The organism is Microseira sp. BLCC-F43 (assembly GCF_041929235.1).
Taxonomy (GTDB): domain Bacteria; phylum Cyanobacteriota; class Cyanobacteriia; order Cyanobacteriales; family Aerosakkonemataceae; genus Microseira.
This window is the reverse complement of sequence record NZ_JBHFNP010000223.1, coordinates 1-13,207: the sequence shown is the minus strand read 5'-3', so window position 1 is coordinate 13,207 and position 13,207 is coordinate 1. Positions and strand designations below refer to the sequence as shown.

At 46.3% G+C, this 13,207-nt stretch carries 14 protein-coding genes and 1 tRNA gene; 3 read left to right on the top strand and 12 right to left on the bottom strand.

Going from position 1 to position 13,207, the window contains the following annotated elements; translation table 11 throughout:
• From ACE1CM_RS29490 to ACE1CM_RS29465, 6 genes are all read right to left on the bottom strand, one after another.
• Nucleotides 1-216, bottom strand: a 216-nt coding sequence (locus ACE1CM_RS29490) for a zinc ribbon domain-containing protein (RefSeq protein WP_374882412.1), incomplete at its 3' end; no start/stop codon positions are given.
• A 109-nt stretch (nucleotides 217-325) separates the two neighbouring features.
• Nucleotides 326-1,003: a transposase gene (locus tag ACE1CM_RS29485; RefSeq protein ID WP_374882410.1), complete on the bottom strand. Its 678-nt coding sequence runs from the start codon at nucleotides 1,001-1,003 to the stop codon at nucleotides 326-328.
• A gap of 36 nt (nucleotides 1,004-1,039) precedes the next feature.
• Nucleotides 1,040-1,207 carry a hypothetical protein gene (locus ACE1CM_RS29480; protein WP_374882409.1) on the bottom strand — a complete coding sequence of 56 codons (168 nt, stop codon included), beginning with the start codon at nucleotides 1,205-1,207 and terminating at the stop codon, nucleotides 1,040-1,042.
• Between the two features lie 158 nt (nucleotides 1,208-1,365).
• Nucleotides 1,366-1,450, bottom strand: a tRNA-Ser gene (locus tag ACE1CM_RS29475).
• A 44-nt stretch (nucleotides 1,451-1,494) separates the two neighbouring features.
• Nucleotides 1,495-2,433: a TIGR04168 family protein gene (locus ACE1CM_RS29470; protein ID WP_374882408.1), complete on the bottom strand. Its 939-nt coding sequence runs from the start codon at nucleotides 2,431-2,433 to the stop codon at nucleotides 1,495-1,497.
• A 204-nt stretch (nucleotides 2,434-2,637) separates the two neighbouring features.
• Nucleotides 2,638-3,009, bottom strand: a complete 372-nt coding sequence (locus ACE1CM_RS29465; protein WP_374882407.1) for a hypothetical protein — start codon at nucleotides 3,007-3,009, stop codon at nucleotides 2,638-2,640.
• 221 nt (nucleotides 3,010-3,230) lie between these two features.
• Between ACE1CM_RS29465 and ACE1CM_RS29460 the strand changes: the two genes are divergently transcribed.
• Entirely contained in the window at nucleotides 3,231-3,761 is a 531-nt protein-coding gene (locus ACE1CM_RS29460) for an orange carotenoid protein N-terminal domain-containing protein (RefSeq protein WP_374882406.1), read from the top strand.
• 120 nt (nucleotides 3,762-3,881) lie between these two features.
• Here ACE1CM_RS29460 and ACE1CM_RS29455 read toward each other — a convergent pair whose 3' ends face one another.
• From ACE1CM_RS29455 to murC, 3 genes are all read right to left on the bottom strand, one after another.
• The gene (locus ACE1CM_RS29455; protein WP_226592277.1) at nucleotides 3,882-4,226 is read right to left on the bottom strand and encodes a YbaB/EbfC family nucleoid-associated protein; all 345 of its coding nucleotides are present in this window, start codon (nucleotides 4,224-4,226) and stop codon (nucleotides 3,882-3,884) included.
• 125 nt (nucleotides 4,227-4,351) lie between these two features.
• Complete coding sequence (gene murB / locus ACE1CM_RS29450; protein ID WP_374882411.1) at nucleotides 4,352-5,338, bottom strand: UDP-N-acetylmuramate dehydrogenase; 987 nt, start codon at nucleotides 5,336-5,338, stop codon at nucleotides 4,352-4,354.
• A 162-nt stretch (nucleotides 5,339-5,500) separates the two neighbouring features.
• Nucleotides 5,501-7,042 carry a UDP-N-acetylmuramate--L-alanine ligase gene (gene murC, locus ACE1CM_RS29445; protein WP_374882405.1) on the bottom strand — a complete coding sequence of 514 codons (1,542 nt, stop codon included), beginning with the start codon at nucleotides 7,040-7,042 and terminating at the stop codon, nucleotides 5,501-5,503.
• Nucleotides 7,043-7,301: 259 nt separating this feature from the next.
• On the opposite strand from murC, the gene nadD reads away from it, so the two are divergent.
• A complete protein-coding gene (gene nadD, locus ACE1CM_RS29440; RefSeq protein WP_374882404.1) occupies nucleotides 7,302-8,033 on the top strand; it encodes a nicotinate (nicotinamide) nucleotide adenylyltransferase in 732 nt (243 codons plus the stop codon).
• 241 nt (nucleotides 8,034-8,274) lie between these two features.
• On the top strand, nucleotides 8,275-9,288 hold the full coding sequence (locus ACE1CM_RS29435; RefSeq protein WP_374882403.1) for a type I glyceraldehyde-3-phosphate dehydrogenase: 1,014 nt from the start codon (nucleotides 8,275-8,277) through the stop codon (nucleotides 9,286-9,288).
• 100 nt (nucleotides 9,289-9,388) lie between these two features.
• Here the strand turns inward: ACE1CM_RS29435 and ACE1CM_RS29430 are convergent, their stop codons facing one another.
• Genes ACE1CM_RS29430 through ltrA form a run of 3 tightly spaced genes read right to left on the bottom strand, consistent with a single transcriptional unit; the run spans nucleotide 9,389 to nucleotide 12,329 of the window.
• On the bottom strand, nucleotides 9,389-10,405 hold the full coding sequence (locus tag ACE1CM_RS29430) for an RNA-guided endonuclease InsQ/TnpB family protein (protein ID WP_374882402.1): 1,017 nt from the start codon (nucleotides 10,403-10,405) through the stop codon (nucleotides 9,389-9,391).
• A 33-nt stretch (nucleotides 10,406-10,438) separates the two neighbouring features.
• Nucleotides 10,439-10,714, bottom strand: a complete 276-nt coding sequence (locus ACE1CM_RS29425; RefSeq protein ID WP_374882401.1) for a helix-turn-helix domain-containing protein — start codon at nucleotides 10,712-10,714, stop codon at nucleotides 10,439-10,441.
• Nucleotides 10,596-12,329: a group II intron reverse transcriptase/maturase gene (gene ltrA / locus ACE1CM_RS29420; protein WP_374882400.1), complete on the bottom strand. Its 1,734-nt coding sequence runs from the start codon at nucleotides 12,327-12,329 to the stop codon at nucleotides 10,596-10,598. The genes ACE1CM_RS29425 and ltrA overlap by 119 nt, the downstream gene beginning before the upstream one ends.
• Nucleotides 12,330-13,207: the final 878 nt, after the last annotated feature.

Below are 13,207 nucleotides of genomic sequence, written 5' to 3'. Positions count from 1 at the left end.
CACATCAGGGCGCACTGACAAAGCACCCGTTCTTTCCCAGTCTTGCCGAGAAAGAATCGTTCTTAATGTTATGTTTCTAGCACCTATCAAATCAGCATGAACTTCAAAATGACAACATTCACAATCAAAGATTAGTCCCTTGTTCGGTCTATTCTGATCGCTCACATGACCGCATTTAGGGCAGCTTTTGCTTGTATAGTCTGCATCGACTTTTATCGCTAAACTGCCAACGAAAACCGCTTTATAGTCGATAAATGAATAAAGTTCAGCACTGGACCATTTAGCTTGGTTTCTGTTGGCTTTTCTTTGTTTTTTTGATGCCTTTTTACCTTTCTTTTTTGGCTGCTAACAAGTCTTCTAAACCAAACAAAGTATGAGGAGTGACTATCTGATTGCTGATTTGATGGTTAACATCAGCAGTAAACCGTCTTTCTCTTCCTGCTAGTAGCTTTAATCTTCTAGTGGCAGAACGAGTGCCTTTCCGCTGAAGAGTTTTTCTAGCTCTTTGATATCGATTTGCTTTGTGTATTGTCTCCTTTCCTGAGAAAAACTGAGCTTTGTTCTCAACATCTGTAGTAACAGCCAAGAATCTTCTACCAACATCTACGCCTACAACTCTTTTTAAGTTAGCTGCCTCTAGTTCGGGTAGATCCAACTCTAGACTTACTAACAAATAGTAAATCCTAGACGACTTGGAATAGTAAATCTTAGCTCCACCTATTTTAGAACCACTCTTAATCAATTCAAGATGCTTGTTGTAGCCAGAATAATTAAGAGTGATTCTTCCTTTTAAACTAATGATGCTAACCTGTTTGTCTAGTTTAAAAGTGAAGTCCCTTAAATAATTTAGACTGCAAGTTCTAGATATATATTTAGGCGCTTCATCTAAACCTCTAAACCGCTTCTTCGTCCTTCCTTTTTTAATCGCCTCCTGATTTTGTCTTAATAAGGTTAGCAAACCTTTGTAGGTCGCGCCAACCTGCCTTGGAACATTGCAGGCCATCTGGGAAGGAAGGCTGAATCTTGAGCGTAAATCTCGTTACACTAATTTTTGTATCTTAGTTCCGTTAGAAGATTTACCATTTTCAAAATTCATTTGTGAAGTATAGTTCAAAGCATCCCGATAAGCTAAAGAAACCTCTCTCAACAACTCTTTTTGTTCGGGAGAAGCTTCTAGTTTTAGCTTAGCCGTGATTACCTGTAACATTAACACTTTCACGAAATTTATAGATTGTACAATATCGTGAAACCCGTTCTTTTGTCAAGCCTGGGTCGGGCATTCCTCCCGTCGCCAACCTTAACAGGTATGGCGCGGGAGGAATGCCCGTTGAAGTTGAAATCGAGTGAGGCATGTTGTTTGTGAAACGGAGAGGGTGAGATTCGAACTCACGGAACTTTTCAGTTCACTCGATTTCAAGTCGAGCGCAATCGACCACTCTGCCACCTCTCCGGGCGTATCTTCCATCATATCAATGCTGGGGATACTTTTAACTACTAACTCAAGGCAGGTTGCATAATTCCTTCCTCTGAGTGGCGATATAGAATTTGCTCCGAGGCGATTGCACAATCTTCTCCCACCCAAACCAGGGACGCCTGTGACACAATCCCATCTTCCAGCAATACCAGGGAAAAATTACGCCGGATCTCGCTGCCATGCCCAACGATGCGCGGGACGCTGGCGGCATTTAAGTAAACGGTATCATCGGGACTGGTACAAACTGCCGTCCGCAAATACTTTTTAGTGTGGCGCAGGTGGTGGTGCATGTGTCCAAAGGTTACAAGGGGAACCCATTTCCCCATTTGTTTGGTTTGAGCGATCGCCTCCGCCAGATCCGGATCGCCGAAGTCCCCTCCTATCGGCTCCCAATCTTTGCCGCAGGGGTCTTCAGGACGCGATCCTAGCCCCACGGGACCGTTGTGACCCAAAAAAATCAAGTTCTCATACGCCGCGCTTTGGGCGGCTGCTAGGATGCGATCCGTTGATTGTTCCAAACTCGATACGCCAAATCGTTCTTGATAAAACTGGTTGTATTTCCATTCCGGACCACCCCAGCTAAACGGACGACCCCCGACAACGGTTAAATTTAATTGGGGAAAATCCAACTTGCTATAACCAACATCCGCCTCGTGCATCAGATCGAGTTGTTCCTGCACCCTGTCTTCCTTTCGTCGATCGTAGGGGCATTTTTTGCGTCCCCATTCCGTGGCGGTGTACCAGGCGTCGTGGTTGCCGAAAACTGCTGCTTTGGGGATATTTAAGCAAGCGATCGCTCTCACCACTTCCACCGACTCGTTGCCAAAATCTCCCACAAACAGCACCAAGTCTACACCCAGATGTGCGAGAGCGCGAGCGTCTTCCTCCTGCCACTGGTCGTGAACGTCACCGACAACTGCTATTTTAATAACGTGCTTTTGATTATTCCCCTCGGTCATACTTGCTCCATTGCCAGTCTGTTTTAACTGTAGTCATAGACCGAGTTTTTTGACCAGAAGTTTTATCTGCCCCTTGGCTGTTCTAGCACGAAGTTATATTTTACTGGCACAAATTATCCATTCAAGAAATCCGGTTTCCCCCTGGAAGGTATTGTTTAAGAAACCGGGTTTCTTAGTTCAGTTACAACTCAAAACGCAACACTTTTAACTAGCTGGTTGACCCAATTCTAAAGCTTTTTGCACTAATTCATCGGTAACTTCGCCGCTAGCAGCTGGTGTACGGCTAACTTCTTTTGCCATATCCATATAATCAGCTGGATCCCCCGTAGGTTCGGCAAAAAATTCGGTTTCTTTTGCTGCTGGTACTTCAAATTTAGGTGCAGTCTCAACGGCTGCGGCTTGCGCGCCTTCTTCGGTACGGTCAATTTCGCTGACGCTAAACGCTTTAGAAGCTTCGTAATCAGCCGATACATCAATTGCGGGTACTTTTTCTTGTCCTTCCACCATGCTTTCAGCCGCAAGTTGGGCTTCATGGGTAGTCGCTTGCTCAGGATTGGGTTTGATTTCTTCGGTCATTGGGATTCTCCTAGTATGGAATTTTGTTATCCTTGCAACAATCCTAAACTTGCGATCGCTTCTGCTCTAACTCTCTTGCGATAGATCCTTCATCCCCCATTTGAGAGACACTTATTCTATCTAAAGATATGGCTTAAACTCTCTCTTTAGTAGGGCGATTTTTTCCCGTAAACTTTGATATCTCTTAGTCTGAACACCCAAACTATCTGTGAGAAAAGTTTATGATTTCCAGCCAAAATACCATCCAATCTCAAGCTTTATCAGAAAAAACTCAAAAATTGGTGCAAGCTTTTGAAGGGTTAGGAACCGATGAAAAATTAGCTTTGCTTTATTTGATTTACGAACAGATGGGAGACTCGATTACTCCCGCGGCGCCAACTGCAACAGAACCAGAACTCGCGCCGCTGTTAATGGGAGACTTTTATCAATTATCCCACGAGGATCAGCTAGAAGTAATGCGAGAAATTATCAACTGCGAAGACAGCGAATATTCTCGTGCCTATGGTGCTTTAAAAGAAAACAATCAATTGATGGTTTGGTATGCTTGGGCGCAAGGAATGGGCGATACAGTTGTAGATATGCCCCAAGGTTATCAAGCAACTCAATCGATCAACGATGCGCTGTCGCAAATTGAAGGGCTTGATTTTGACGAGCAAATTTCTGTTTTGCGTACTGTTGCTAGTAACATGGGATACACAGACATTCAGCCAATTCCATCTCAGGCAGAAACGGGCAAAACTGCCAGTCTTTAATTTTTCAAATAATTTTATCCCACCCCTAAAAGGGGTGGGATTTTACGTTGTTTTTGTTGAGCTGGCTGCGACAATAATTTGACAGGGAAATTGCCTGCAATTGCAGACAATCTCATGATGTCATAATCCGGGAATATCCAGACCGCTGGTGAGTTCTTCCATGCGGGATCGCATCGTCGCCGTAGATTTTTCGTAGGCATCTTTCATTGCCGCTGTAACGGTGGCAGAAAGGGCTTCTGCACCACCTGCCAGGGCGTCTGGAGAAATTTCCACCCGCTGGGGTTCTTGGTTGCCGTTGAGTACAACCTTGACGAGACCATCTTCAGATTGTCCCTCGATCTCCATTTGCTCCAATTCTTCTTGAAGCCTTTTCGCCCCTTCTTGAACCTGCTGAGCTTTCTTAAAAGCCTCGGCTAGCTCTTTCATTTTGCCTAAGCCGAAGCCGAATCCCTGCTTTTGTGACATAAACTAAATTTCTGGGTAAACAACCCCATTCTTGCACAGCCACGGAACATCAGACATGGGTCATCGGTAATAGGTAATGGGTAATTGCCTGCCTATTACCGATTGCCCATTGCCTATTACCCTATCTAAATCAATTGAAAATCGCCCATAATTTTAACTTCTGGCTCTAACAATAAAGACCATTCCTGTTCCACTTTCTGCTGGACGAAGCGAATCAGCTGGAAAATATCGCTAGCCGTTGCCCCGCCGCAGTTAAGAATAAAATTAGCGTGGCGTTGCGCTACTGCGGCATTACCAATTCGATGGCCTTTAAGACCAGTTTGCTCGATTAACCATCCAGCCGCGTGAGGTTTGGGATTGCGGAAGACGCTGCCGCAATTTGGCTTATTGTAAGGCTGGGTAGAATGGCGTTGCTTGAGATGGGCAGCGGTGGTGGCGATTAATTGTGCTGCATCGGCACCTGGTTTGAGTTGGAAAGTTGCTTGAGTCACCAAGCGCCGATCTCCTTGCAAATTCGAGGTGCGATAGCTATAGCCCAAGTTTTGAGGGGTGACAATCTCAAGCTTACCGTCAGGGCAAAGCACGTGGGCGTTGACCAAAATATCTGCGGTACAGCTATTGTGCGCGCCTGCATTCATCACAACGGCACCGCCAACAGTGCCGGGAATGCCAACTGCCCATTCTAGTCCTTGTAAACCCCTTTCTGCGGCTTGCCAAGCGAGACGAACCAAGGGTTCTCCGGCGGCAGCGGTGACTTGACCCGTCTGCGGGTCGAAGTAGGTGGAACGCATATGGCGGGTACATATTACCAAACCGGGTAGACCGCGATCGCTCACCAGCAAATTCGACCCAGCCCCCAACAGGGTAACGGATAAACCCTGGGACTGCGCCCATTCAAAGCTGGCTTGTAGTTCCTCTAGGTGCCGAGGAGCAACATACCACTCCGCAGGGCCACCGACGCGAAAAGTCGTGAGCGATGCTAAAGAAACCCCATACTTGATCGTACAATCGGTTCCTGGCAGGTGAATGTGCCGAGATTTAGTATCTGCGGAAACTAGGCTGGTTGAACTAGCAACGTTGAGGCCCAAGGAGAGGTCGTAGGAGATTGTCATAGCTTGTAATAACTGCGAAAAATTCCTTAAAAACAAAGCCAGCTTGAACTCCACACTGAAGCAGTGAGTTGCATTGGAAAGAGCTTTCGCTGCACCCTGACCCGCTCTTTTCCCATCCATGTCTTAATCCGCAACTGCAATGCCTGTGTCCGGTGAACGAAATTAAACCCGGCAGGGATATTCGCCTAGGGTGTCTTTTTCAGATGCCTCAAAATTAGCTATCAACTCAGGAATCACCTGATTGAGGTTTCCAGCACCGAGAAACAGAGCCAGGTCATTGGGGCGTAGGGTTTCTTGGAGAAACTCGACCACCGACTGTAGCGATGGTTGGTATACCGCATGAGGATTGTAGGCGGCGATCTCTTGGGCGACTTGTTGCCCGTTAACTAACCCGTTGTTGGCTTCTCCCGCACTGTAAATCTCGGTGATAACTACCAAGTCGGCATCGTTGAAGCACTGAGCAAAATCTGCTAATAAACTCAGCGTCCGACTGTAGCGATGGGGTTGGAAAATTGCCACAATCCTTTGGTTGGGAGAATTTTGACGGGCGGCGGCGAGGGTGGCGCGAATTTCGCTGGGGTGGTGAGCATAGTCATCGATGAAGCGGATATTGTTGACTTCGCCCCGCAGTTCAAAGCGGCGTTTGGCACCAGAAAACGTGGCGATCGCACTCGCTATGACTTCAAACTCTAACCCCAAGTGACGACCCACAGCCACTGCTGCGAGTGCGTTGCTCAAATTGTGCTGTCCCAGCAACGGTAAGTTTAACTCTCCCAGGATTTCTCCCCGTTCCCAAATTTGCGCTGTAATGCCGTCGGCAAGGTAGACCACATCCTTTGCCGTGTAGTCCGCACCTGCATCCGGATTGAGGCTGTAGCTAATGTGTGGTTTGATGCGCGAGCATACCGGCGGACTATCAATGCACCCCACCACAATTTGACACCGGGAGGCAAATATCTCGAAGGTATTAATTACCTGCTCCAGGGATTCGTAATGGTCCAGATGATCGAGTTCGATATTGGTCACCACGCCTAATTGGGGGGAAAACTTCACCAGCGACCCATCCGACTCATCCGCCTCGGCGACTAAATAAGCTCCACCTCCCAGTCTGGCGTTGCCTTCCCAGGCTTTAACTTCTCCCCCGACTACAATTGTCGGGTCTAGACCCGCCATCAGCAGCAGATATCCAATCATGCTGCTAGTGGTTGTTTTGCCGTGGGTTCCCGCTACTGCAATGCTTTGGTAATCTTGGATCAAGGCTGCCAGCACATCCGAGCGATGAAAAATCGGACACCCTAACTCCAGAGCTGCCCGATACTCAAAGTTGGTTGTATTGATTGCTGTAGAACAAATGACTTGAGGTAACGCTGGCGCACCTGTCGCCAGGTTTAATTTCGGCTCCTGCTTTAAGGATTGTTCAGTTTTCTTGACGTTTGTGGCGCCAACGCCCACCGTTGCTGGTTGTAAGGATTCAGAAGCTGGCTCTACAGTTGGCAGAAAAAATTGCAAATTGGTGGCAACTTGTTCTCTAAATATATGGGCGCCGAGTTCCTGCAAGCGCTGGGTAATGTGGCTAGGTCGAATATCTGAACCCGATACCGGCAGTTGCCGTTGCGCCAGAACATAGGCGAGAGCTGACATTCCAATTCCACCTATCCCGATGAAATGAAATGGCCTGCCGCTAAAATCAACAGTATTTTTCATATCAACTCCTTACACACCACACAACACCTTACTGTATGTATAACAGGCGATATCATACCAGGAATTATTTTTTCACGATACAGCCTTGGACGGATGCACCTTCATCCCTAAAAATACTGATTTTGAGATATGCGAGCCTGGATCGCGGGTCACCCGTCATGGGTGATGAGGAAGAATGTCATGGGCGGGTTGCCAACTGACGCTCTTGTCAGTTCGGAGATCCCGCTTTTTCCCAATTACCAATGCCCCCAGATCCCATATGTCAGCGATGCAGAAACTGGCTATTTTTGGTGGCACATTCGATCCTGTCCATTGGGGACACCTGTTGATCGCCCAAACTGCTCTCACTCAGTGCGGCATCGACCGAGCGATCTGGATCCCCTCCGGTTGCCCTCCGCATAAATCCGTAACATCAATGTCTTCGTTAGAACATCGATGCGAAATGGTGCGGCGAGCGATCGCACACAACCCTGCTTTTGTGCTGGAATCGAGCAATGGCGAGATCGCGGGCGCTTCTTACGCCATCGAAACCCTAAAACACCTGCAAGCACTTTACCCAAATACCCACTGGTACTGGATTCTTGGCTTGGATGCCTTCCAAACCTTACCCCGCTGGTATCGCCGTCAGGAATTAATCCCGGCTTGCGATTGGCTGGTGGCTCCCCGACTCGATCCCGGTTTTGGAACTGATCTGGGGGCGCTCAAGCGCCTACTACGAACTGCGGCGCTAAAGCGCCTACTACGAACTGAGCGGGCGCAACTTGATGGGATCGCCAATCCGATGCATTTTCTCTGCCAGCAAGTCGAGCAGCAGCTATTGTCTCAATCGATACCGATTCGCTGGTCTATTTTGTCGATGCCTCCTTTTCCCATCTCATCGAGTCTGATTCGCCATTACTGTCGTCAGAATCGGTCGATTCGCGGCTTGGTTCCCGAAGCGGTGAGAGTTTATATCGCCCAAGAGAAACTTTATCAGAGCGATCGCGCCTAAATTTAACCTCTCGCCCATAAAAAGAGGCAGTCTTGTTGCGCCCAAATAAACAACCCAGCGATAAATCTAGAGATTTTATTAAAATTATGATTTTTGCCCTAATAGCCGCAAAAACCTGATAAATCGAGCAAAAAACAACTTGATACCTAAAAATGGTTGACTGGCGTTGAATTGTACAATATTTGCGATATCATTGGGTTCACTAGGTAATTATTACTGGATTCACAGAGGGCAAGACGCAGTGATCAGAGTCGCGATCAACGGGTTTGGGCGTATTGGGCGCAACTTTATGCGCTGTTGGCTGGGCAGAACAAATAGCAACATCGATCTCGTTGCTATCAACGACACCTCTGACCCAAAAACCAACTCTCACCTGCTCAAATATGACACGATGCTGGGTAAGTTGGATGCGGATATTGGTTATGACGAAAACTCAATCATTGTAAACGGCAAGACAGTTAAATGTGTATCGGATCGCAATCCAGAAAACTTGCCCTGGAAAGAGTGGGAAATTGACCTGATCATCGAATCGACCGGCGTGTTTGTCAGCAAGGAAGGTGCATCCAAGCATATCACCGCTGGCGCCAAGAAGGTTCTGATTACAGCACCAGGGAAAGGCGATGACGGCATGTTTGTGGTTGGGGTTAACCACCACCATTACGACCACGAAAAGCACTGGGTGATCAGCAACGCTAGCTGTACCACCAACTGTCTGGCTCCCATTGCCAAGGTACTGCACGAAAAATTCGGTATCATCAAAGGCACGATGACCACCACCCACAGCTATACCGGCGACCAACGGTTGCTGGATGCTTCTCACCGGGATGTGCGTCGGGCGCGGGCAGCAGCGATGAACATCGTACCAACAACCACGGGTGCGGCTAAAGCAGTAGGTCTGGTAATACCAGAACTAAAAGGCAAGCTGAACGGGATCGCTTTGCGCGTACCAACTCCCAACGTTTCCGTTGTGGATTTGGTCATTAATGTTGAGAAAAAGACTTTTGTTGAAGAAGTAAACCAAGCATTAAAGGAAGCCGCTGAAGGGGAACTGAAAGGCATTTTGGCATACAGCGACCTGGAGTTGGTTTCCACAGATTATCGCGGCACCGATGAATCTTCGATTGTCGATGCCAGTCTGACGATGGTCATGGATGGCGACATGGTTAAAGTTGTGGCTTGGTATGACAACGAGTGGGGTTATTCTCAACGGGTTGTTGATTTAGCCGAACTTGTAGCTCAAAAGTGGACTGCCTAGTCGGTACTGAGTACTGAGTGTGAACTACCCACCACCAACCTTTCAGGTATGGTGGGGGCTTCTTCCTTCACTGGGAATCGCCTCCACGACCGTGGATTTTTTACGTCCCGGTCGTTTTGGTCTTACATACCCAAAAGAAGCAGTAGCACTGGTTCCCAATGCCAAAATCCGCTTTCCCTTCATGCTTGATATTGATCGCAGCGTTGATATCGCGATCGTGTTGCTTACCGCAGTTTGGACAGTCTACAAACCTGACCCCCAAGCTATCAAAACCGTTCTGAAGCATGGGAATCGGTAGCAAAGTTTCGGCACACAGTTGCGATGACGGGAAAAACCGATTGATCTCAACGTACTGATGACCGAACTTCTCCGCTTTGTATTTGAGCATCGTCAGAAACGTTCCCCATCCCTGGTCGCTGATCGCTTTAGCCAGATTGGGATTCTTGACCATGTTCTTGACGGCTAGATCTTCCACCACGATCGCTTGGTTTTCGTGAGCTATTTTGCGGGATAGCTTGTGGAGAAAGTCTGAGCGGATTCTCGAAATCTTAGCAGAAACTTTAGCAACTCGTCGCTTTGCTTTGCGACGATTGGATTCACCTTTCTTTCGGGATAGTTTCTGCTGCTTGCGTTTCTTGTTACGTTCTAGTTTCTTGAGCTTTCGTTGTGTTCGTTTGGATGGATTGTGTTTCTGACCATCAGACGTGATCGCGAAGTCTTTCAATCCAAGATCCACACCGATCGCGTCGTTGATTGCTTCGACAGTCTCGACAGACGTTTCAAACAAGATAGAAGCATAGTACTTACCGTCAGTGGTCTTAGAGACGGTAACGCAACCTTGTTTTCCAGTGGGAAGACCGCGATGAAACACGGTTTTTACAATTCCCAATGTACCGGGAAATTTGAGCGAATTATCCCCGAGCAAAAGCCTCACACCTTGCGGATAGCCAACGGATTGTTTCGAGAACTTATTCTTGAATGTCGGATATTTAGCACGACCTTCAAAAAAGTTCTGAAACGCAGATGACAAGTTATACGTCACCCGTTGCAATGACTGAGAATAGGCTAAACCTAACCATTCATATTCCCGTTTTAGATCCGGTAGCATCTTGTCCATCGCAGCTTTCGTCAGACCTTTCCCAGTGTTTCGTTAAGTTTCTGTCCTGTGGTTCAGCATGAAATTATAGAGCCATCGACAATTACCGAAAGCAAGAGCGAGATATGCTTCCTGCTCTTGCGTTGGTTGCCCTAAGCCAGATACGTCACCGTTCTGGATCGGCTTCAAAACGGTGCGTGAAAGTTTCCCTTCACACCGGGACTCTCTCCAATGACTCTTTGTTATGAGTACCAGTCTTATCTTTAACTGTTTTTGTATCGTGGCAATGTCGATGGAGTAATTGCTTATTATCTTTTGAGTTTTTACCACCCTTTGAGGTAGGGATGATCTGGTCGGTTTCTAATAAGTCTCCATCTTGGAATGTTAGTCCACAGTATGCACAGCGTCCTTTTTGTTTCTTGAGTAGATACGCTTTTTCTGCTGGCATTTCCGGGTGTAATCCCATTCGACTACTCCAATAAATTAAATCCCCATCGTAAGGACTTCTGTTACCCTTTACCTTGACGTGTCTAGTGATTTTTGCTTCTTGGTGTCTTGCCAATTTGAAGGAGTTCTGTCCTTCTCTAGTGCTGAATACCCAATTATTACTTCCCTCGGTATGCCAGTATTTTTGCATTATCCAAGTTCGGTTTTTCATTGGGTGTCGTCTATAAGCCCATCTTTTGAGTTTTTCAAATAAATAACGGTCACAATCCGAGAATATTTCGGAGCTTACTACTGATGAGTAATAATTGCTCCATCCTCTTATGATTGGATTTAGTCGTTTAATTAAGGCAACCTGTGGGGCTGACTTCTGGCTTTCTATTATTTCTCCTAATTCTCTTAGATGCGTTTTGACTTTTCCAGCACTTGGTTTAATTAGGGTTTGGAAACCCAGTTTAATCCCGCTACTGCTTTTAGCTCCGTGATGTTTACCGGCTTGGTACTGTCTTATATTGAATCCTAAGAAGTCGAAGCCGATGTTTCCATCATGGTTTCTAAGTGTGTGGGATATTTTCGTTTTTTGGGGTTTTAGCTCTAATCCCATTTCTGCCAACCACTTACTAATTATTACTTGGCTTTCCTTTATTACCTTTAAATCTTTGTGCAGGATAACGAAGTCATCTGCATATCTGATAAAAGTGAGGGCTTGTTTGTTTTTGGATTTGTTTCCTTTTAGAGTTTCCGCGTATTGCTTGACTCTTTCTTCCATACCCTGTAGGGCGATGTTGGCTAGTAGTGGGGATATTACACCTCCCTGTGGTGTGCCTTCATCGGTAGGGAATAGGGTTTTACCATCCATAACCCCGCTTTTTAACCAAGCCTTGATTTGTTGTCTGAGCTTGGGGTATGTTTGGAGTTTTGCCAGTAATTTGTTATGGTTGATTTTGTCGAAGCATTTCGATATATCAGCATCCAGCACATATTTTGGCTTTTTATTGATGCTGATTAATATGGCTTCGATTGCATCATGGGCGGAGCGTGCCCGTCGGAAACCGTAACTGTTCGGAGCAAATTTTGCTTCCCATTCGGGTTCTAATGCTAGTTTTACTAGGGCTTGTAATGCCCGTTCAAACATAGTCGGAATACCTAAAGGTCGCTTTTCGTCATTGTTGGGTTTTGGTATCCATACTCTACGAGTTGGTTTTGATTTGTTACCAAGTTTTAATTGATTTACAATTGCCATTCTTTGTTTGGGCACTAGAGATTTTACTCCATCTATTCCTGCGGTTTTCTTGCCCTTATTTTCTTGGCTTACCCTTCTGACTGCTAACAGTTTTGCCTCCCAGCTTTTTAGGATTAGCCCTTGTAATTTTTGGACTAATTTGACATCACCCCGTTGACTGGCTTTGAATATTCTCTTTTGTAACTTAAAGACTTTTTTTTCAACTTTTCGCCAGGGTATTTCTTGCCATTCATACATCGGTTTTAATGCCGTGTTCATGACTTTTTCATTACTACTTAAGACCATTCATTCCATTGAACAGTGTGTACGTCGGCATATCCTATTCATTACAAACAGGCTTTGGCTTCTTACACAATCCTTCCCTATATAATCCTTGCGCTGGTTGCTACTCAGGTTTCGACCTTACCCAAGAGGTTTATAAGGGTTACTTTGTTCCCAATAACCGTATTCCTAACCTTAGTGCCTTCCTCTGTACCTAAGCTGTGTTGATGGTTCTGGTTAAACTCTATCTTTTTCCAGTACGTTAGCTTATTGACATTTTGTCGCCCGCCCATAATCTGCGTAGGCTGGATCTCAGTGACGATACTTCTGTTGGAAGTTCCTTTCGTACACATAGTTAGATGCTAGACAGGATTTGATGTCAGATTCATCATTACTGCCGTTTAACCCCGCTTTTCTCACTTTGATGACCATTCTCTGTAAGAAGGGGTTATGCTGTCACTCCACCATCTGGAGGGATGGATTCGCACCATCACGGTTATTGAGTTGTCAAGGTTCATCACCTCGCCCTATCCACGTCTGTTAGACTTTTGATAGGAACAAATCCCACGATAGATTCTGAGTTTGACTGCTTGGTACATCGGTTATGGCTTCTACCGCGTTTATACATTCATAGTAACACAGGTATCGACGTTTGGATCAAGAGATTGTTCATTTTCTCGTGATTCCCTTCCCTCGCTTCGCATGGGTCAGGGAACCCTCCAAAATGAACTCGCATTAAAGTCAGTGACTCTCTTGCGAGAGCCACTGCTCTCCAGAACGGAACGTGAGACTTTCACCTCATTCCGCTCCTCATTTAACCTATCCTTTGACAATGGGCTTATCCAGACTGCCATCATTTGCAGTTTTCTTATCAT